Here is a 19,167-nt window from a genome sequence, read left to right as displayed (position 1 = left end):
TTGGACAAGAGATGTCAGAGAGGCGCTTGTGTTCTGTTATCGCTTCTTGTCCTGGTAAGCGAAAGGGCCGGATCGTCGGATCCGGCCCTGTTCTGGGTGCTGGTGTCAGGCTTTGGGAGTGCTCGGGGCCGTGGCGCTGAACACGTCGATGCGGGCCGTGCGCGCCTGGGCGCCGCCGGCGGCGTAGCCGATGCTCCGGCCGGTGGCCTGCAACCGCTGCAGGCTCTGCGCCACCGTGAAGTTCGGGTACGCCTGCCGCATCAGCGCGAACGCCCCCGCCACGTGCGGCGCGGCCATCGACGTGCCGCTCTTGTCGGCGTAGGTGTCGTCCGGCACCGACGACCTGATGCCCACGCCCGGCGCGAGCAGGTCGAGCAGCGGGCCCCGGTTGGAGAAGTCGGCCGGCGCGTCCCGGTCGTCGGTGGCCCCCACCGCGACGGCGGAGGAGATGCAGGCGGGCGCCGAGACGCCGTCGGGGAAGCCGTTGTTGCCGGCCGCCACCACGGGCGCGACCCCGAGAGAGATCAGCGTGTCGAAGTCCGGCTTGAGGCTCGCCGCGCTCGGGTCGGAGTCGCAGTTCTCGCGGTACGGCCCGCCGCCGCCCAGACTCAGGTTCGCCGCGGCGACGCGCCGGGCCGCGGCCACCCGCGCGACGTACTCCAGCGCCAGCTTCTGGTCGGAGGTGTAGCTGAGGAAACAGGGCGCCTGGGTGCCGATGACCGCGCACGTCATCGCGCTGTCGATGCGGCTGAACACCTGGATCGGCAGGATGCCCGCGGCGGGCGCGACGCCGTCGGAGGGCGCGCCGGTCGTCATCCGGCCCGCGGCGATGCCCGCGACGTGCGTGCCGTGCGAGCAGGCGTTGACGCCGTTCACGACGCACTGGGCGGTCTCGGCGTCCGCGGACCCCGGGCCGGTCTGGCTCGGCTGGTTGTTCGGGCAGAGCGAGACCGAGCCGTCACTGGCGTCGGAGGAGGAGAAGCACGCCTCGTCCACGATCCGGCCGGCGAAGAACGGGTGGTCGCGGTCGATGCCCGTGTCCAGGACGGCCACCGTGAAGCCCCGGCCCGTCCAGCCGGCCGCGTTGGCCCGGTCGGAGCCGATGATCCGGGTGCTCCTGTCCAGGACGGCCGGGCGCAGCTCGTCCTTGTAGACGGCCTGGACGCGGTCGTCCGTCCTGAGCCGGGCCAGCGTCTTGCCGTCCAGCTCGGCGACGAAGAAGTGGGGCGACTGCGCCGCCTCCAGCACCCGGCTGCCCTCGGAGGCCTGTTCGAGATCCTTGGCCACGGCCTGCACGTTCTGCCCCGGCTTGAGCTGAATGATCGACCGGACCTTGCTCTTGGCCTGGACCTCCGCGACGAGGGCGGGGCTGATGACCGGGTCGCCGGTGTCACGCGCGTCGGCGCTCAGCGGTGGCGCCGCGCAGAGCACGGCTGATGTCGTGGCCAGCGCGGCAGCGCAGGCGAGCAGGGACCGTAGCCTCACTTAGTCCTCCGAGGGTCAGACCGTCCGGTGTGAGGTGTCCATCCCCTGGTGTGACAAGTGTGATGTCGGTGACCTATGTGAAAGCAGTGAAAGCTGAGCGGGTTTTTGCCATGCGGCGGGGAAGACGGAAGGGCCGGTCGGGCCCTTCCGTCGGTGAAGCTGACTCAGAGCGACTTGAGCACGTTCTTCGTCGCCTTCCTCAGCGCCGCCTTCGACGCCGCGCCGCTCAGCCGCACCTTCTCGGCGGCGGTCAGCACGGTGGTGCCGTTCCTGCCGTGCGCCCAGTTGAGCCAGGCCGTCAGCAGCGCGCTGTCCAGCTTGTCGCGGGACGTCTTCGTGCCCTTCAGCACCCGGTACGCCTTGCCCAGCGACGACGCCTTGGTCAGCTCGGGGAACACCTTGCTGGCCTTGCCGATCAGCTTCAGGTAGCAGTTCAGCGTGTTGTCGGGGATCGTCCCGCTGCTGCGGTGGATCTCCACGGCCCACTTGCCGGCCGTCATCCTGGCGCCGGCCGTGCCGCGCGTGCAGACGGCGGCGGCCGACGGGGCGGGGGTCGGCGTGACGGTCACCGTCACCGTGACCGTGGGCAGCGGGACCGGCGTGACCGAGGACGTCGGGGCCGGCGCGGGCTGCCCGTCGTCGGGGTCGGGCTGGGGCGTCGGGCCGCTGCCGTCCGTGGGGTCGGGCTCGGGGGCGTCCGTGGGGCCGGTCGTCGGCGACTGCGTGATCGGCGGCTGGGTGCCGGTGCCGGCCAGGGCGGCGCCCACGTCCAGGCGGGGGGTGGTGACCTGGGCGCCGTTGGCCTCGTACTGGTAGGGCCGGCCCGTGGTCTTCAGCGTGTTGATCAGGTCGGCGACGGGCGTCTGCGGCGAGGCGGCCTTCATCAGCGCCAGCGCGCCGGCGACGTGCGGCGTCGCCATCGACGTGCCGCTGTGCGTGGCCATCTGGTTGTCCGGCACCGAGGACTGGATGTCCACGCCGGGGGCGAAGAAGTCGACCAGCGAGCCCCGGTTGGAGAAGTCGGCGATGGCGTCGGCGCCGTCGTTCGCGCCGACCGCGACCGCCGAGGAGACGCACGCGGGGTAGGAGGCGCCCTCGAAGAACTCGTTCCCGGCGGCGACCACGGTCGCGATGCCCTTGGCCAGCAGGGCGTCGATCTTCGGCTTGAAGACCGCGCCCTCCTCGGTGGCGTCGCAGTCGGTCTCCGACAACGCGCCGCCCAGGCTCAGGTTCACCGCCGCGACGGGCTGGGTGAGCGTGGCCACGTAGTCCATGGCCAGCCGCAGCGACGACTCGAAGGCCAGCAGGCACGACGACTCGCCCGTGCAGATGTCCTCGTCGTTCACCCGGCTGAACACCTGCACCGCGATGATCCCGGCGCCCGGGGCCACGCCGCCGCTGCCCGCCGCGATGCCGGCGACGTGCGTGCCGTGCTCGCACAGGTTCACGCCGCCGGACAGGCACTTGGCGGTGGTGGCGTCGGCCGCGCCCTCGCCGGTCTGCTGGGGCTGCCCGTTCGGGCACAGCGACTCCACGCCGCTCTCCACGGCCGAGAAGCACGCCTCGCCCACGAGCCTGCCCCCGAAGTACGGGTGGTCGCGGTCGATCCCGGTGTCCAGGACGACGATGTTCTGGCCCGCCCCGGTGAGGTTCTTCTCGTGGGCCTTGTCCGCGCCGATCTGGGTGATGTTGGACCCCACCTCGGCCGGCGCGTACGTCCGGTCGCGGTGGATGGACGTGACGCGCGGGTCCTCGGCCAGCTTCGCCAGCTCCTCGGCGGTGCCCTCCACCACCATGAACGACTGGCTCTGCGGCTGCAGCAGCACGTCGACGCTCTGGGCCGCCGCCACGCCGGCCACCGGCTCGTGCTGCGCGGCGTCGGTCAGCTCCACGATGGCGCGAGTGGTGTCGCCGTCGAGCGCGAGGCCCTCCTCCAGCTTGCTCTGGGAGGGCGTCGGCGTCGGCGTCGCCGCGGGGTCGTCGGCGAACGCCGGGACGGAGGCCGATGACAGGGCCAGCACGATCGAGCACACGATCAGGGGGCGAAATCGCACGCGTCCTCCGAGGGGGATGATCTCGGAGTTTAGGGCGATTTATCCCGCCAGCACAGAGCCTGGCCCTGTTTCTCACCGAACTTTCAGCGCACGCACCTCAAACGTTCAACGACCCCGACGGCCCCGCAGACTCCGAAGACTCCGTCGGCGCCTCCTTGGTCAGCCACACCGCGCCGAGCGGCGGCACCCGCAACGTCGTGGAGAACGGCAGCCCGTGCCACGGCTCGGCCTCCGCCTCGACCCCGCCCATGTTGCCCACGCCGCTGCCCCAGTAGTCGTAGGCGTCGGTGTTGACGACCTCCGCCCAGTGGCCGCCGTAGGGCAGTCCGAGCCGGTAGCTCTCGTGCGCCCCGCCGCTGAAGTTGACCACGCAGGCCGCCGCCGACCCGTCGGCCGCGTACCGGACGAACGAGAACGTGTTCCCCGACGCGTCGTCGGCGTCGATCCAGCGGAACCCCTCCGGCTTGGCGTCCTGCTCCCACAGCGCCGGGGTCTCCTTGTAGAGCCTGTTGAGGTCGCGGACGAGCCGCTGCACGCCCTTGTGCCCGTCGAACTCCAGCACCCACCAGTCGAGCCCGCGCTCCTCCGACCATTCCGAGCCCTGGCCGAACTCGCCGCCCATGAACAGCAGCTGCTTGCCCGGATGCGCCCACATGAACGCCAGCAACGCCCTGAGCTGGGCGAACCGCTGCCATTCGTCCCCCGGCATCTTGCCGAGCAGCGAGCCCTTGCCGTGCACCACCTCGTCATGGGACAGCGGCAGCACGTAGTTCTCGGAATAGGCGTAGATGAGGGAGAACGTCATCTGATGGTGGTGGTACTGGCGGAAGATCGGCTCGCGGCGCAGGTATTCGAGCGTGTCGTGCATCCAGCCCATGTTCCACTTGAACCCGAAGCCGAGCCCGCCCAGGTGCACCGGCCGCGAGACGCCCGGCCAGGCCGTCGACTCCTCGGCGACGGTCGAGATGCCCGGAGCCTCCCGGTAGCAGACGGAGTTCATCTCCTTGAGGAACTCGACCGCGTCGAGGTTCTCCCGGCCGCCGTAGACGTTGGGGGTCCACTCGCCCTCGCGGCGCGAGTAGTCGAGGTAGAGCATCGAGGCGACCGCGTCCACGCGCAGGCCGTCGACGTGGAACTCCTTCAGCCAGTAGAGGGCGTTCGCGACCAGGAAGTTCTTGACCTCCCTGCGGCCGAAGTCGAAGACGTAGGTGCCCCAGTCGGGGTGCTCGCCCCTGGCCGGGTCGGCGTGCTCGTACAGCGGGGTGCCGTCGAAGCGGGCCAGGGCCCACTCGTCCATGGGGAAGTGCGCCGGCACCCAGTCCAGCAGCACGCCGATGCCGCGCTGGTGCATGCGGTCCACGAAGTGCCGGAACTCGTCGGGCGTGCCGAACCGGGCCGTCGGCGCGTAGTAGGACGTCACCTGGTAGCCCCACGAGCCGCCGAACGGGTGCTCGGCAACCGGCAGCAGCTCGACGTGCGTGAACCCCATGTCGGCCGCGTACTCGGAGAGCTGGTCGGCCAGCTCCAGGTAGGACAGCCCCGGCCGCCACGAGCCCAGGTGCACCTCGTAGACGCTCATCGGCCCGAGCTGCGCCGGCCGCTCGCGCCGCGCGGCCATCCAGTCGTCGTCGGCCCAGGTGTAGGCGGACTCGTCGATCACGGACGCGGTCATCGGGGGCACCTCGGTGCGCCGGGCCATGGGGTCGGCCTTGTCGCGCCAGAGCCCGTCGGCGCCGAGGATCTGGAACTTGTACCGCTCACCGGCCTCCAGCCCCGGGACGAACAGCTCCCACACGCCCGACCGGCCGAGCGAGCGCATCGGGTAGGCGGTGCCGTCCCAGTGGTTGAAGTCGCCGACGACCCTGATGCCGCGCGCGTTCGGCGCCCAGACGGCGAACGCGGTGCCCCGCACGTCCTGGTGCTCCATCACGCGGGCGCCCAGGACCTCCCACAGCCGCTCGTGCCGCCCCTCGCCGATGAGGTGCAGGTCCACCTCGCCCAGCGTGGGCCAATGCCGGTACGGGTCCTTGACCTCGTACGGCTCCCCACCGGCGTACCGGACGCGCAGGGTGTAGTCGGGCACCTTGTCCAGCCCGGCGACCGTGGCCTCGAACACGCCGTGGGCCTGGTGTCTCATGTCGTGGGCCGTGCCGTCGTCGAGCACCACCTGCACCCGCTCGGCCAGCGGGCGCAGCGCGCGGAACACCACGCCGCCCGGGACCGGGTGTGCTCCGAGCACGGAGTGCGGATCGTGGTGCGCCCCGCCAGCGAGGCGGTCGAGCTCTGTCCTCATGGGCATGCTCCCAACCCTGCCTTATGATGACCGTCCATCTCAGGCACTGCCCGCTTTCACGGCGACAATCACCGAATGTGCAAAATCCCGGGATGATCGCAGAAGTATGCGGGATCGTCATGGATGATCCTTGGCCGTGTCGTGGCCGGATCCGCCCTGTACAAGGCGATCAGGCGCCCGATGTGTCCGGCAGCAGGTCGTCCACCGGCATGCCGGCCCCTTCGGCCAGACCGGCCGCCAGCGCCGCCGCCCCCAGCCCCGCCGTCACGGCCGCCGTGATCCGGTCCACGTCGCCCCGCTCGCCCGCCGGCAGCGGCGCGCCGACGGACGCCCTGAGCGCGGCGGCCTTGCCGAGCAGCCGCGCCGCCTCCGCGTATCGGCCGCCGAGCGCCCGCGCCCCCGCCAGCCCCTCCAGCCCGAGGGCGGTCGCGCGCGGGTCGCCCACGTTGCGGGCGGCGGCCAGCCCGCGAAGCTGGAACTCCAGCGCGCCCGCCGCGTCCCCGCGCAGCTCGGCCACGAACCCCAGCTCCGCCAGGATCAGCGCCGCGCCCGGCTCGCCGGAGACGTCCAGCACCCAGTCCAGCCAGCTCAGCAGCAGCCGCTCGGCCTCGTCGAGCCGTCCCTGGCGGCGCGCGCCGAGCGCCAGCCCGATCTCGGCGAACTCCTCGGCCGGACGGTTCGACTGCGACACCGCCAGCCGCCTGGCCCGCTCGTGGTGGTCGTCGGCGGCCGCGTGGTCGCCCCGCAGCATGGCGATCCGGCCCAGGCGGGACAGCGCGTCGGAGACCGAGCTCCACAGGCCCAGCTCCTCGGCCATGCGCAGGCCCTCCGCGCGCAGCTCCGCGGCGCGGTCGTAGTCGCCGATGATCTCGGCGTGGCTGCCCAGGCACTCCGCCGCCCGCAGCTCGCCCCAGCGGTCGCCGGTCCGCCGGAACAGCGCCAGGCCGCGCTCGCCGTCGCGCCGCATGCCCGCCAGGTCGCCGCGCATCCCCGCCCATCTGGCCCGGACGGTCAGGGTGGCGGCCATGCCCCACTCGTCGTCCAGTTCGGCGAACTCCGACAACGCCGTCTCGATCATTCCGGCGCTGATCGACAGATCGTCGTACCCGAACAGGGCGAAGCCGACGAACCATCGCGCCCTGGCCCGCTCCCTGGCGTCCTCGACCGCCGTGAACAGTTCCGTCACGTCAGGGCCCGGCGGCTGCCCCACCAGCAGCCGCATACCCGCCAGCCACGCCCTGGCCTGGGGGGCGCCCGGATCGTCGTCCGCCGCGATCGACAGCGCCGCCTCCAGCGCCCGCTTGCCCTCGCCCAGCCGGCCGCGCAGCACCCAGTACCAGGCCAGGGCGTTCACCAGCCGCAGCGCCTCGGCCGCCGCGCCGAGCCGCACCGCCGTCTCCAGCGCCGCGCGCAGATTGCCGCCCTCGGCGTCGAGCCGGGCGAGCGCGCGCCGCTGCCCGTGCCCCCGCAGGTACGGCTCCGCCCGCTCGGCCAGGTCCGTGTAGTGGCGCACGTGCCGGAGCCGCACCTCCGCCGGCTCGCCGGCCGCCTCCAGTCGCTCCACGCAGTACGCCGCCACCGACTCCAGCAGCCGGAACCGCGGCTCCCCGTCACCCCACGCCCGCACCACCAGCGAGCGGTCCACCAGCCTGGCCACCGCGTCCAGGACGTCCACGCCCGGCTCGGCGCAGACCTCCTCGGCCGCCTCCAGCGTGCATCCGTCGGCGTGCACGGCCAGCCGCCGCAGCACGACGCGCTCGTCCTCGCCCAGCAGCTCCCAGCTCCAGTCGATCACCGCGCGCAACGTCTGCTGCCGGGCGGGCGCGCCGCGGCGGCCGGAGGCGAGCACCCGGAACCGGTCGTCCAGCCGTTCGGCGAGCTGGCGCGGGGTGAGCGTGCGCATCCGCGTCGCGGCCAGCTCCAGGGCCAGCGGGATGCCGTCCAGGCGGGCGCAGATCTCGGCGACGTCGGCGTCCGGCTCGATGCCCGCGCGCGCGGCGAACAGCTCCGCCGCCGCCTGCGGTCCCAGGGGCGGCACGCTCCACAGCGCCTCGCCCTCGACGCGCAGCGACTCCTGGCTGGTGGCCAGGACGCGCAGCCCGGGAGCGGCCCGCAGCAGCCGTCCGGCCAGCGCGGCGACCTGCTCGACGACGTGTTCGCAGTTGTCCAGGACGAGCAGCGTCCGGGTGCCCTCCAGGACGTCGGCCAGCCGGGCGGTCAGGTCCTGCGCCGCGCCGCCCACGTCGTCGCGCAGGCCGAGCACCGCCGCGACCGCCTCGGCCACCTCGACCGCCGGCGCCCCGGCGCGCAGTCCCGCCAGCTCCACCAGCCACACCCCGCCGCCGAAGCCGGGCGGGCCGGGGGAGTCGGCCGCGGCGAGCGCGAGGCGGGTCTTGCCGACGCCGCCAGGGCCCGTCAGCGTGACCAGCCGGTTCGCGCGCAGCAGGGCGCGCACCTCCGCCACCGCCTCCTCCCGGCCCACGAGCCCGGTGAGCGGCGCCGGCAGGTTCGTTCGCCGTCGCTCCGGTCCGTCGAGCGCCGGGTCCTGCTCAAGGATCGCCTGGTGCAGCGCGACCAGCTCGGGACCGGGGTCGAGCCCGAGCTCGTCGGCCAGCCGCGTCCGCAGGTCGGCGTAGCTGGCCAGCGCCTCGCCCTGCCGTCCGGCCCGGTACAGGGCGCGTACGTGCGCGGCCCGCAGCCGCTCGCGGAACGGATGCTCGGCCACCAGGTCGGTCAGCTCGGCCGCCAGCAGCCCGTGCTCGCCCAGCCCGAGCCGCGCCTCGGCCAGCTCCTCCACGGCCACCAGCCGCTGCTCGTCGAGCCTGGCCACGGCCGCCCTGGCGAACTCCTCGTCGGCGAACTCCGCGAAGGCGGCCCCTCGCCAGAGGTCGAGGGCCTGCCGCAGCAGCCCGGTGCGGGTCCGCGGGTCGGCGCTGCGCTGCGCCTGCCCGACGAGGGCGGCGAACCGTCCGGCGTCCACGTCCTCGGGCTCGACCCGCAGCACGTACCCGGGCGCCCGGTACGCCACCAGCTCGCGGTCGCCCAGCACCCGGCGCAGCTGCGACACCTTCACCCGGAGCGCGGCCAGGGCGTTCGCCGGCGGCCTGCCGCCCCACAGGTCCTCGATCAGCCGGTCGGCGGAGACCGGCCGCCCGGCGTGGATCAGCAGGTCGGCCAGCAGCGCCCGGACCTTGACCTCCAGCACCTGGACGGGCTCGCCGCCGGGCCCCCACACGGCGAGCGCCCCCAGCACCCCGAACCGCACTCCACCCCCCATAAGCAACTCCGAATCAGACCATAACCCCCTGCGGGCAGGGTGAAGACATCCGTCAGAACCTAAGGAATCCCGAAATGTCAGAAGAAATTTCCATCATCGGTCTCGGCCTCATGGGCGCGGCGCTCGCCGGCAGCCTGCTGGACGCCGGTCACCGCGTCACCGTGTGGAACCGTTCGGCGGACAAGGCCGAGCCATTGGTCGCCAGGGGCGCCACCCGCGCCGGGACGGTGGCGGAGGCGGTCGCGGCCAGCCCGCTGGTGATCGTCTGCGTGCTCGACTATCCGGCCGTGTACGAGCTGCTGGCCGACGTCCCGCTGACGGGCCGCGTCGTGGCGAACCTGACCACCGGCCGGCCCGTCGAGGCCAGGCAGGCGGCCGAATGGGTGGCCGCACGCGGCGGCGACTACGTGGACGGCGGCATCATGGCCGTGCCCCAGATGATCGGCCGGCCCGGCGCGCTCGTGCTCTACAGCGGTTCGCAGCCGGCCTTCGACCGCTTCGAGGACGCGTTCCGCGCGATGGCCGAGCCGCGTTTCGTCGGCTCCGACCCCGGGATGGCCCCGCTCCTCGACCTGGCCATGCTCACCGGCATGTACGGCCAGATCGCCGGCTTCCTGGAGGCGGCCGCGCTCGTCGACTCGGCCGGCTACCCGTTGACCGACTTCACCAGCACCCTCCTGGTCCCGTGGCTCAACGCGATGGCCGCCCTGCAACCGGAGTGGGTCAAGTCCGTCGAGTCGCGCGACTACACGACCTCGGTGTCGAACCTGGAGATCAACAGGTCCGGCCTGGAGAACCTGGTGCGCGCCTTCCGTGAGCAGCAGGTCAAGCCCGACCTCCTGCTGCCGCTGAAGGCGATCATCGACCAGCGCACCGCCCGCGGCCACGGCGCCGAGGGCCTGCCCGGCCTGGTCGAAGAGCTGCACTGACCCCCGGGCCGCCCGCGGCGGGGTCCGCCGGTCAGGCGGGGCGGGGGTGGAAGGCGGCCAGCGGGATGGAGACCCACGACGGGCGGTTGCGGGCCTCGTAGACCACCTCGTACACCGCCTTGGACAGCTCGAACGCCCGCAGCAGCGCCGCGTCCCCGACCGTGATCATGCCGCCGCCCTCGCGGTAGCCGTCCAGGAAGGCGGTGCGGTTGCGGTCGGCCCAGGCCTCGGCCCGGGGCTGGAGTTCGGCGGCCTGCGGGTGGTCGGCCAGCAGGTGCCTGGCCGCGTAGTCGAACGAGCGCAGCATCCCGGCCACGTCGCGCAGCGGCGACGACAACGCCCGGCGCTCGGCCAGCGGTTGCCCCGGCTCGCCCTCGAAGTCGAGCACCACCCAGTCGGTGGGCGTGCGCATCACCTGGCCCAGGTGGTAATCCCCGTGAACACGCTGCACGGGCACTTCTCTGGTGAGCAGTTCCACCTGGTGGTAGGCGTCCTCCAGGGCCGCCACGTGCCGCCGCAGCTCGGGCACCTCGGCCATGGCCCGCCCGAGCTGTCGCCGGAACCCCTCGGCCATGCGTTTGACCTCGGGAATCTCGACCAGGTCCGTGGGGAACGCCGCGGCCAGCTCGTGGTGGACGCGGGCGGTGGCGATGCCCAGCCGTACGGACTCGGCGGCGAAGTCGCCGCCCGCCTCGGCGGCGGTGACCCCCGGCAGCGAGGCGTACAGGTCGCGGACGCTGGTCAGCGCAAGATCCCAGCCGTCGTTGGCGTTGGACAGGTACTCCTGCATGAAGGCGAGCGTGGTGTCCGTGCCGTCCACGTCGGCCTCGATCCAGCCGTACGGCTGGGCGATGTTCGGCGCGCTCCGGACGGCCAGGGCGCTGATGATCTCCAGCTCCGGATTGACGCCAGGGACGAGCCGGCGGAACAGCTTGCAGATGTAGGAGTCGCCGTACACGAGCGAGGTGTTCGACTGCTCGGCCCCCAGCACCAGGCTGCGCTGGGAGGTGTCGATGACGACGCCGGGCGCGTGCCGCATGCGCAGCCCGCTGCGGGTCTCGTCGCCCGCCATGCCCTCCAGCAGCCAGCTCATGGCGTCGGCGTCATGGACGGCGTCATAGAAGTAGGCGTCGCCGAGGCTGCCGACGAGGGCGTGGTTGAGCCGGTCGGGCAGGTCGTGCCGCTCGCCCAGGAAGATCTGGTACCGGTCCCGCGCGCCCTCCTGCCAGACGGCCACGATCACGTGCCGGAGCCCTGGCCTCAGCAGGACGTCCGACTCGATCGACAGATCGTCGATCGGGCGCCCCTTGCCGCCGAACCATCGTTGGCGGCCGATCCATGCGGCAAGGAGCTCCTCTATCACGCCCTACTCCTCCTGGGTGTGTGCCGGTGGGAGTGTGAACCAATAGAACCCATGCCCGGGAAGCGTCAAAAGATACGGTAGTTCGCCAATTGCCGGGAATGGGACCCCTCCCATGGTTTCCACGGGGGAGACGCCGACGAATCTGCGCAGGTCAAGCTCGACCGGTTGCGGGAAGCGCGACAGGTTGTTGACGCACAACATCCGGTCGTCGCCCAGCTCCCGGACGAACGCGAGCACGCTGGGGTTGGAGGAGTTGAGCTCGGCGAACTCGCCGAGCCCGAAGACGGGGTGACGTTTGCGGATCTCGATCATCCGCTTGGTCCAGTGGAGCAGCGAGCCCGCGTTCTTCTGGTGGGCCTCGACGTTGATCGCCTGGTAGCCGTAGATCGGGTCCATGATCACGGGCAGGTAGAGCCGCCCGGGGTCGCAGTCGGAGAACCCGGCGTTGCGGTCGGGGTCCCACTGCATCGGGGTACGGACGCCGTCGCGGTCGCCGAGCCAGATGTTGTCGCCCATGCCGATCTCGTCGCCGTAGTAGAGCACGGGAGAGCCCGGCAGCGACAGGAGCAGCGCGGTGAACAGCTCGATCTGGTTGCGGTCGTTCTCCAGCAGGGGAGCCAGCCGCCGGCGGATGCCGACATTCGCCCGCATACGCGGATCTTTGGCGTACTCCGTGTACATGTAGTCGCGTTCTTCGTCGGTCACCATTTCGAGCGTCAGCTCATCATGGTTCCGCAGGAAAATCCCCCACTGGCAATGTTCCGGAATTTTCGGCGTTTGTGCCAAAATTTCGGAAATTGGGTAGCGGGACTCTCGGCGGACCGCCATGAAAATGCGGGGCATGAGCGGGAAATGGAAGGCCATGTGGCATTCGTCCCCGCCGCCTACCGGATCGCCGAAATATTCCACCACGTCCGAAGGCCACTGATTCGCCTCGGCGAGCAGCACCCGGTCCGGGAAGAGCCGGTCGACCTCGCGCCTGATGCTCTTGAGGTATTCGTGCGTCCTGGGCAGGTTCTCGCAGTTCGTGCCCTCCTCCTCGAAGAGGTAGGGCACCGCGTCCAGGCGGAAGCCGTCGATGCCGAGGTCCAGCCAGAACCGCAGCACCTCCAGCATGGCCTCCTGCACGTCCGGGTTCTCGTAGTTGAGGTCGGGCTGGTGGTGGAAGAAGCGGTGCCAGTAGTACTGGCCGCGCACCGGGTCGTAGGTCCAGTTGGACGTCTCGGTGTCGATGAAGATGATCCGGGCGTCCTGGTACTTCTCATCGGTGTCCGACCAGACGTAGAAGTCGCCGAACGGGCCTTCCGGGTCGTGCCTGGAGGCCTGGAACCAGGGATGGGCGTCGCTGGTGTGGTTCATGACGAGGTCGGCGATCACCCGCATGCCGCGTTTGTGCGCCTCGTCGACCAGCTTCACGAAGTCTCCCAGATCCCCGAACTCGGGCAGGATCTTCATGAAGTCGGCGATGTCGTAGCCGCCGTCACGCAGCGGCGACTCGTACAGGGGCAGCAGCCAGAGGCAGTCGACGCCCAGCCACTGCAGGTAGTCGAGCTTGCTGATCAGGCCTTTGATGTCCCCGGTCCCGTCGCCGTTGGAGTCGGCGAATCCCCTGATCAGAACCTCGTAGAAGACGGCGCGCTTGTACCAGTAAGGATCGCGCGGCTTCTCCTCGTCGAAGGTGTTGGGAATGGGTGTGGAGCTCATGGACTCCCCCAGAGGGGGCTCATGAGGAGGGCGCTTTCACACACGTTGAAGACTCCCCGCTGAATTCTGTTCTACCGTGGCGCGGCTCGTACGGTGAGAATGTGGGCAGGCTGGATGTGAGGGTCGAGACGCACATAGTTGCTCTGCCTCCAGCGGTAGGACTCGCCCGACAGCTCGTCGTCCACGACGAACTCGGCGTTCCAGTCGAGACCGATGGCGGGCAGGTCGAGATCTACCGTCGCCTCGTGGGTGTGGTGAGGATCCAGATTGACAACCGCCAGAACGACGTCGCCCAGCCCGTGCCTTCGTGTGGCCGTGTCATAGGCGCCCGGAAGCCGTTTGGAGAAGCAGACGATGTCCGGATGGTCGACCCTGTGGAACCGTAGGTTACGCAATTCCTGCAGCGCCGGATGCGCTCTTCGGAACAAATTCAGATGGGTGATGAGCGGGGCGAGGGTCCTTCCTTCGCGTTCGGCTGCCGCCCAGTCGCGTGGCTTGTACTGATATTTCTCACTATCAAGGTATTCCTCACTGCCTGGGCGCACCGGAACGTTCTCGGCGAGCTCGTACCCGGAGTACACCCCCCAGGTCGGCGACGTGAGAGCGGCCAGCACGGCCCTGATCCGGAACGCCGGCACGCCGCCGTGCTGCAGGTACTCGTGCAGGATGTCCGGGGTGTTGACGAACAGGTTCGGCCGCAGGAACGCGGACGTCTCGTGCGCGAGCTCGGAGAGGTAGGTCTCGACGTCGAACTTGGAGTTCTTCCACGTGTAATACGTGTACGACTGGTGGAACCCGGCCTTGGCGAGCGTCTGGAGCATCGCGGGCCGGGTGAACGCCTCGGCCAGGAACACCACGTCCGGGTCGGTCGCGTGGATGTCGGCCAGCAGGCGCTCCCAGAACGCCACCGGCTTGGTGTGCGGGTTGTCCACCCGGAAGATCCGCACGCCGTGGTCCATCCAGTGCCGCAGCACCCGCCGGACCTCGGCGAAGATGCCCTCGGGGTCCCTGTCGAAGTTGATCGGGTAGATGTCCTGGTACTTCTTCGGCGGGTTCTCGGCGTAGGCGATCGTGCCGTCCGCCCGGATGGTGAACCACTCCGGGTGCTCCTTGACCCACGGGTGGTCGGGGGAGCACTGCAGGGCGAAGTCGAGCGCGACCTCCATGCCCAGGGCGCGGGTGCGGCTGACGAACTCGTCGAAGTCCTCAAGGGTGCCCAGATCGGGATGGACGGCGTCGTGGCCGCCGTCCTCCGAGCCGATGGCCCACGGCGAGCCGGGCTCGTCGGGCTCGGGGCTCAGCGTGTTGTTGCGGCCCTTGCGGAAGGTCTGGCCGATGGGATGGATCGGCGGCAGGTAGACGACGTCGAAGCCCATCTTGGCGATGGCGGGCAGCCGCTTGGCCGCGGTCTCGAAGGTGCCCGACCTGGAGACGCCGGACTCGGTGACGACCGCGCCCTCGGACCTGGGGAAGAACTCGTACCAGGAGCCGTAGAGCGCCCTGCGCCGGTCGACCCTGACCTTGTACGGCTTGGCCCTGGTCACCAGCTCGCGGAACGGATGCGCCGCCAGCAGCGCGGCCGTCTCGGGGAGCTGGGCGATGGACAGCCGGGCGCGCGGATCGAGATCCTCGTCCCGCAGCGTGGCCGACACCGACAGCAGCGCCGCCCGGTGCCCGCACGCGCTGTCGCCGTTGCCGTTGCCCTTGCTGTTGCCCATGCCGTTCCTGGAGTGCCCGTTGCCGGGGCCGCCCTGGCCGCCGGGCGCGGGACACTCGGCCGTGCGGACGGCCTTGGCGGCCCGCTCGAACAGCCGGGCCCCCTCCTCGCACATGAGGTCGGTGTCGAGCCCACGCGGGATCTTGATCTCGGCGTCGTGCAGCCAGGTCGCGATCGGATCGCTCCACGCCTCCACGCGGAACATCCAGTCGCCCTCGGCCGGCAGGCACACGTCGACGCCCCAGCGGTCGGTGCCGGGGGCCAGCTCGCGCATGGGTTTCAGGCGGCCACGCTGTCCGTCGGGCGAGGTGAGCACCACGCCCGCGGCCACGGCGTCGTGGCCCTCTCGGAAGACGGTCGCCGAGACCTGGAAGGTCTCGCCGGCGACCGCCTTGGCGGGCCACTGCCCGCAGTCGACGACGGGGGAGATGTCCGTGATGGGAATTCGTCCGATCATCGCATTCGCAGGGTTTGCGACGGCGCGCTCGGCGCCGCCGGAGGCTTTCCGTATGTGCAAGATTCCGCAACCGCGTGGGACCGCTGGATACGGCCTACCCCGGCAGTAACGATCCTTGCACGTAAATACTGGACAGCAGCGGATAGACCTCCCGAGTGTGTTCCCGGGAGAGCCAACAAAGAGGAAAGTTGCCCCAATCGTCCGGCTTCATGCTTGTTCCGGGCTGGGGTTTGAAGGGGCTTCTTGGGGGTGAAGGACTGAGAGGTCCCTCCTAGCCCGTAGGGTGCAGAAACGTGAGAGCTATCCGCCGGTTTACCGTCCGCACCGTCCTGCCCACGGAGCTGGTCGCCCTGGGCGAGCTCGTGCACAATCTCCGCTGGTCCTGGCACCCGGAGACGCTCGACCTCTTCGCCGAGGTCGACGCGGCCCTGTGGGAACAGGTCGGGCACGATCCCGTGGCCCTGCTCGGCGCCGTCACACCGGCCCGGCTCAACGAGCTGGCCGCCGACCGCCGTTTCCTCCGCCGCCTCGCCGACGCAGCTGACGACCTGCGCGAATACATGACGTCGCCGCGCTGGTACCAGACGCTGCCCGACGTCGCACGCGCCATCGCCTACTTCTCCCCCGAGTACGGCATCGCCGCCGCGATGCCCCAGTACTCGGGCGGTCTCGGCATCCTCGCCGGCGACCACCTCAAGGCGGCCAGCGACCTGGGCGTGCCGATCCTCGCGGTCGGCCTGCTCTATCGCCACGGCTACTTCACCCAGTCCCTGTCGCCCGAGGGCTGGCAGCTTGAGCACTATCCGGCGCTCGACGCCGGCGGGCTGCCGCTGACCCTGCTGAAGGACGGCGACGAACCCGTCAAGATCCGTCTCGGCCTGCCCGAGGGCCGCGTCCTGCACGCCCAGGTCTGGGTGGCGCAGGTGGGCCGGGTGCCGCTGCTGCTGCTCGACTCCGACGTGGCCGACAACGACACCGCCGCCCGCGACGTCACCGACCGCCTCTACGGCGGCGGCACCGACCACCGGCTCATGCAGGAGCTGCTGCTGGGCGTGGGCGGCGTACGCGCCATCAGGGCCTACTGCCGCATCACCGGCCACGCCGAGCCCGAGGTCTTCCACACCAACGAGGGCCACGCCGGCTTCCTCGGCCTGGAGCGCATCCGCGAGCTGACCGAGTCGCGCATGTCGTTCGACGAGGCCCTGGAGGCCGTCCGCGCCGGCACGGTGTTCACCACGCACACGCCGGTGCCCGCCGGCATCGACCGGTTCCCCTGCGACCTGATCGAACGCCACTTCGGCGGCGACTCCGCCTGGCCGACCGTGCCCGTCGAGCGCATCCTGGCCCTGGGCGCCGAGGCCGAGCCCGGCCGCTTCAACATGGCCGTCATGGGCATGCGCCTGGCCCAGCGCGTCAACGGCGTCTCCGAGCTGCACGGCGCGGTCAGCCGGGAGATGTTCAAGGACCTGTGGCCCGGCTTCGACCTCGACGAGGTGCCGATCGGCTCGATCACCAACGGCGTGCACGCGCCCACGTGGGTCGGGCGCGAGTTCATGGAGCTGGCGGGCCGCGAGCTGCCCTCGCTGATCGAGCGAGCCCGCGGCTGGGAGGGCATCCAGAAGATCTCCGACCGGGAGATCTGGGAGATCCGCGGCAAGCTGCGCAGGCGGCTGGTCGAGGGCGCGCGCGAGCGGCTGCGCAGGTCGTGGCGCGAGCGCGGCGCCTCGGTCGCCGAGCTGGGCTGGATCGACGAGGCGCTCGACCCCGACGTGCTGACGATCGGCTTCGCCCGGCGGGTGCCGTCCTACAAGCGGCTCACGCTCATGCTGCGCGATCCCAGGCGGCTGGCCCGGTTGCTGCTCGACCCGGACAAGCCGGTGCAGATCGTGATCGCCGGCAAGGCGCATCCGGCCGACGAGGGCGGCAAGAAGCTGATCCAGCAGATCGTCAAGTTCGCCGACCAGCACAACGTGCGCCATCGCATCGTCTTCCTGCCCGACTACGACATGACGCTCGGCCAGCTCATGGTCCAGGGCTGCGACGTGTGGCTGAACAACCCGCTGCGGCCGCTGGAGGCGTCCGGCACCTCGGGCATGAAGTCGGCGCTGAACGGCGGGCTCAACCTGTCGATCCGCGACGGCTGGTGGGACGAGTGGTACGACGGCACCAACGGCTGGGCCATCCCCACCGCCGACGGCGTCAGCGACCCCGACCGGCGCGACGAGCTGGAGGCCGGCGCCCTGTACGACCTGATCGAGCACGAGGTGTCCGACCGCTTCTACGACCGGCCGTTCGACGAGCTGCCGCGCAGGTGGATGGAGATGGTCAAGCACACCCTGGCCTCGCTCGGGCCCAAGGTGCTGGCCGGACGCATGCTCCGCGACTACGTCGTCGACCTCTACACCCCGGCCGCCAAGTCGGCCCGCGCGCTGTCGGCCGACTCCTACGCCGCGGCCAGGGCGTTCGCGGCCTGGCGGGTGCGCGTCACGCGGGCCTGGCCGGGTGTGCGGGTCGAGCACGTCGAGGCGTCCGGCGTGGGCGACGCCCCGGAGGTGGGCGCCTCGGTCGAGCTGCGGGCCACGATCGCGCTCGGCGACCTGGAGCCGGGGGACGTGCTGGTCGAGGCCGCGTACGGCAAGGTCGGGCCGCACGACGAGCTGGTCCGGCCGCGGTACGCGCGGCTGGCCCTGGAGTCGCTGGAGGACGACGGCCACGCCCACTTCACGGGCCGGGTGCCGCTCGACCGTACGGGGGCCTTCGGATACACCGTCCGGGTTGTCCCGCATCACCCGTTCGCTGCCACTCCGGCGGAACTGGGGCTGATCGCCGTCCCGGAGGAGCCGGTGGGAATGACGAACGGTACCTTGCGCTGATATATCCGGACGAGGTCGGCCCGGTGGTCGGGCGGTGCATAATCAGGACCGTGGACGACAGCGGGAACGGCCTGCGGGCCGACAATCTGGTGGCCACGGTCCGCGGTGTCCTGCCGTCCCTGACGCCTGCCGCGCAGACCGTCGCCCGGCTCATCCTGGAGGATCCGGCGACGGTCGCGCGCAGCACCATCACGGAGCTGTCGGCCGCCTCCGGCACCAGCGAGGCGACCATCGTGCGCACCGCGCGGCTGCTCGGCTTCGCCGGATATCCCCAGCTCAGGCTGGCTCTGGCGGCGGCGGCCGCGCAGCCCGACCGGCTCGTGCCCGGCGACCTGGCGCCCGACGACCCGCTGTCGGAGGTCATCCAGAAGGTGGCCAGGGCCGAGTCGGAGGCCATCAACGACACCGTCGCCCAGCTCACCAGCGAGCGCCTGGGCCTGGTCGTCGACGCGATCGTGGGGGCCAGGCGCATCGACGCCTACGGCGTGGGCGCCTCGGGATTAGTCGCCGAGGACGTCGCCCAGAAGCTGCTGCGCATCGGCCTGTCCAGCCACGCCTTCCAGGACGCCCACCTGGCCCTGACCAGCGCCGTCCTGCTGAAGGCGGGCGACGTGGCGATCGGCATCAGCACCTCGGGGGAGACCCCCGACGTGATCGAGCCGCTGCGCCGGGCGGGCGAGGCGGGGGCCACCACGGTGGCCGTCACCAACAACCCGCGCTCGACGATCGCGGAGCTGGCCGAGCACGTGCTGATCTCGGCCGGGCGCGAGACGGAGTTCCGTCCCGGCGCCCTGGCCAGCAGGATCAGCCAGCTCCTCGTCGTCGACTGCGTGTTCGTCGGCGTCGCCCAGCGCACGTTCGACTCCTCTCAGGAGGCGCTCGCGAGCACCAGGCGCGCCGTCAAGGAGTTCACCCGGAGAACGACACCTGCACGTCGTCAGCCTTGACGTACATCACGCGGTGGCCGAACTGGATCTCCAGGTACTTCGTCTTGCCCTTGACCACCGTGTGGTCG

General features: G+C 71.0%; 10 protein-coding genes. 3 read left to right on the top strand and 7 right to left on the bottom strand.

Annotation, left to right across the window (positions count from 1 at the left end):
- Positions 1-105 precede the first annotated feature (105 nt).
- From ACWCSD_RS17325 to ACWCSD_RS17310, 4 genes are all read right to left on the bottom strand, one after another.
- Entirely contained in the window at positions 106-1,485 is a 1,380-nt protein-coding gene (locus ACWCSD_RS17325) for a S8 family peptidase (protein WP_449915975.1), read from the bottom strand.
- Between the two features lie 164 nt (positions 1,486-1,649).
- The gene (locus ACWCSD_RS17320; RefSeq protein WP_449915973.1) at positions 1,650-3,539 is read right to left on the bottom strand and encodes a S8 family peptidase; all 1,890 of its coding nucleotides are present in this window, start codon (positions 3,537-3,539) and stop codon (positions 1,650-1,652) included.
- Between the two features lie 97 nt (positions 3,540-3,636).
- The gene (glgB, locus tag ACWCSD_RS17315; RefSeq protein WP_449915970.1) at positions 3,637-5,832 is read right to left on the bottom strand and encodes a 1,4-alpha-glucan branching protein GlgB; all 2,196 of its coding nucleotides are present in this window, start codon (positions 5,830-5,832) and stop codon (positions 3,637-3,639) included.
- Between the two features lie 169 nt (positions 5,833-6,001).
- On the bottom strand, positions 6,002-9,109 hold the full coding sequence (locus ACWCSD_RS17310; RefSeq protein ID WP_449915967.1) for a BTAD domain-containing putative transcriptional regulator: 3,108 nt from the start codon (positions 9,107-9,109) through the stop codon (positions 6,002-6,004).
- Between the two features lie 74 nt (positions 9,110-9,183).
- On the opposite strand from ACWCSD_RS17310, the gene ACWCSD_RS17305 reads away from it, so the two are divergent.
- The gene (locus ACWCSD_RS17305; protein ID WP_449915965.1) at positions 9,184-10,038 is read left to right on the top strand and encodes an NAD(P)-dependent oxidoreductase; all 855 of its coding nucleotides are present in this window, start codon (positions 9,184-9,186) and stop codon (positions 10,036-10,038) included.
- A 31-nt stretch (positions 10,039-10,069) separates the two neighbouring features.
- Here the strand turns inward: ACWCSD_RS17305 and ACWCSD_RS17300 are convergent, their stop codons facing one another.
- The 3 genes from ACWCSD_RS17300 to ACWCSD_RS17290 all read right to left on the bottom strand — a co-directional run bounded on the left by ACWCSD_RS17300 (position 10,070) and on the right by ACWCSD_RS17290 (position 15,279).
- Complete coding sequence (locus tag ACWCSD_RS17300) at positions 10,070-11,401, bottom strand: maltokinase N-terminal cap-like domain-containing protein (protein WP_449915962.1); 1,332 nt, start codon at positions 11,399-11,401, stop codon at positions 10,070-10,072.
- 3 nt (positions 11,402-11,404) lie between these two features.
- Positions 11,405-13,105 carry a maltose alpha-D-glucosyltransferase gene (gene treS, locus ACWCSD_RS17295; protein ID WP_352322061.1) on the bottom strand — a complete coding sequence of 567 codons (1,701 nt, stop codon included), beginning with the start codon at positions 13,103-13,105 and terminating at the stop codon, positions 11,405-11,407.
- A 71-nt stretch (positions 13,106-13,176) separates the two neighbouring features.
- Positions 13,177-15,279, bottom strand: a complete 2,103-nt coding sequence (locus ACWCSD_RS17290) for an alpha-1,4-glucan--maltose-1-phosphate maltosyltransferase (RefSeq protein ID WP_397164512.1) — start codon at positions 15,277-15,279, stop codon at positions 13,177-13,179.
- 293 nt (positions 15,280-15,572) lie between these two features.
- Here ACWCSD_RS17290 and glgP point away from each other — a divergent pair, with 293 nt between their 5' ends.
- Together glgP and ACWCSD_RS17280 are read left to right on the top strand one after the other, a co-directional pair.
- Positions 15,573-18,152: an alpha-glucan family phosphorylase gene (glgP, locus tag ACWCSD_RS17285; protein ID WP_397164514.1), complete on the top strand. Its 2,580-nt coding sequence runs from the start codon at positions 15,573-15,575 to the stop codon at positions 18,150-18,152.
- A gap of 50 nt (positions 18,153-18,202) precedes the next feature.
- Positions 18,203-19,099: a MurR/RpiR family transcriptional regulator gene (locus tag ACWCSD_RS17280; protein ID WP_364330608.1), complete on the top strand. Its 897-nt coding sequence runs from the start codon at positions 18,203-18,205 to the stop codon at positions 19,097-19,099.
- The last annotated feature ends 68 nt before the right edge of the window (positions 19,100-19,167 follow it).

It is taken from the genome of Nonomuraea sp. NPDC001684 (genome assembly GCF_053596515.1).
This window is presented reverse-complemented; position numbering and strand designations above follow the sequence as displayed.

Excerpts from the sequence above, each read along its gene's own strand:
- glgB (WP_449915970.1), bottom strand. The coding sequence starts at position 5,832 with ATGAGGACAGAGCTCGACCGCCTCGCTGGCGGGGCGCACCACGATCCG.
- ACWCSD_RS17310 (WP_449915967.1), bottom strand. The coding sequence starts at position 9,109 with ATGGGGGGTGGAGTGCGGTTCGGGGTGCTGGGGGCGCTCGCCGTGTGG.
- ACWCSD_RS17305 (WP_449915965.1), top strand. The coding sequence starts at position 9,184 with ATGTCAGAAGAAATTTCCATCATCGGTCTCGGCCTCATGGGCGCGGCG.
- treS (WP_352322061.1), bottom strand. The coding sequence starts at position 13,105 with ATGAGCTCCACACCCATTCCCAACACCTTCGACGAGGAGAAGCCGCGC.
- ACWCSD_RS17290 (WP_397164512.1), bottom strand. The coding sequence starts at position 15,279 with ATGATCGGACGAATTCCCATCACGGACATCTCCCCCGTCGTCGACTGC.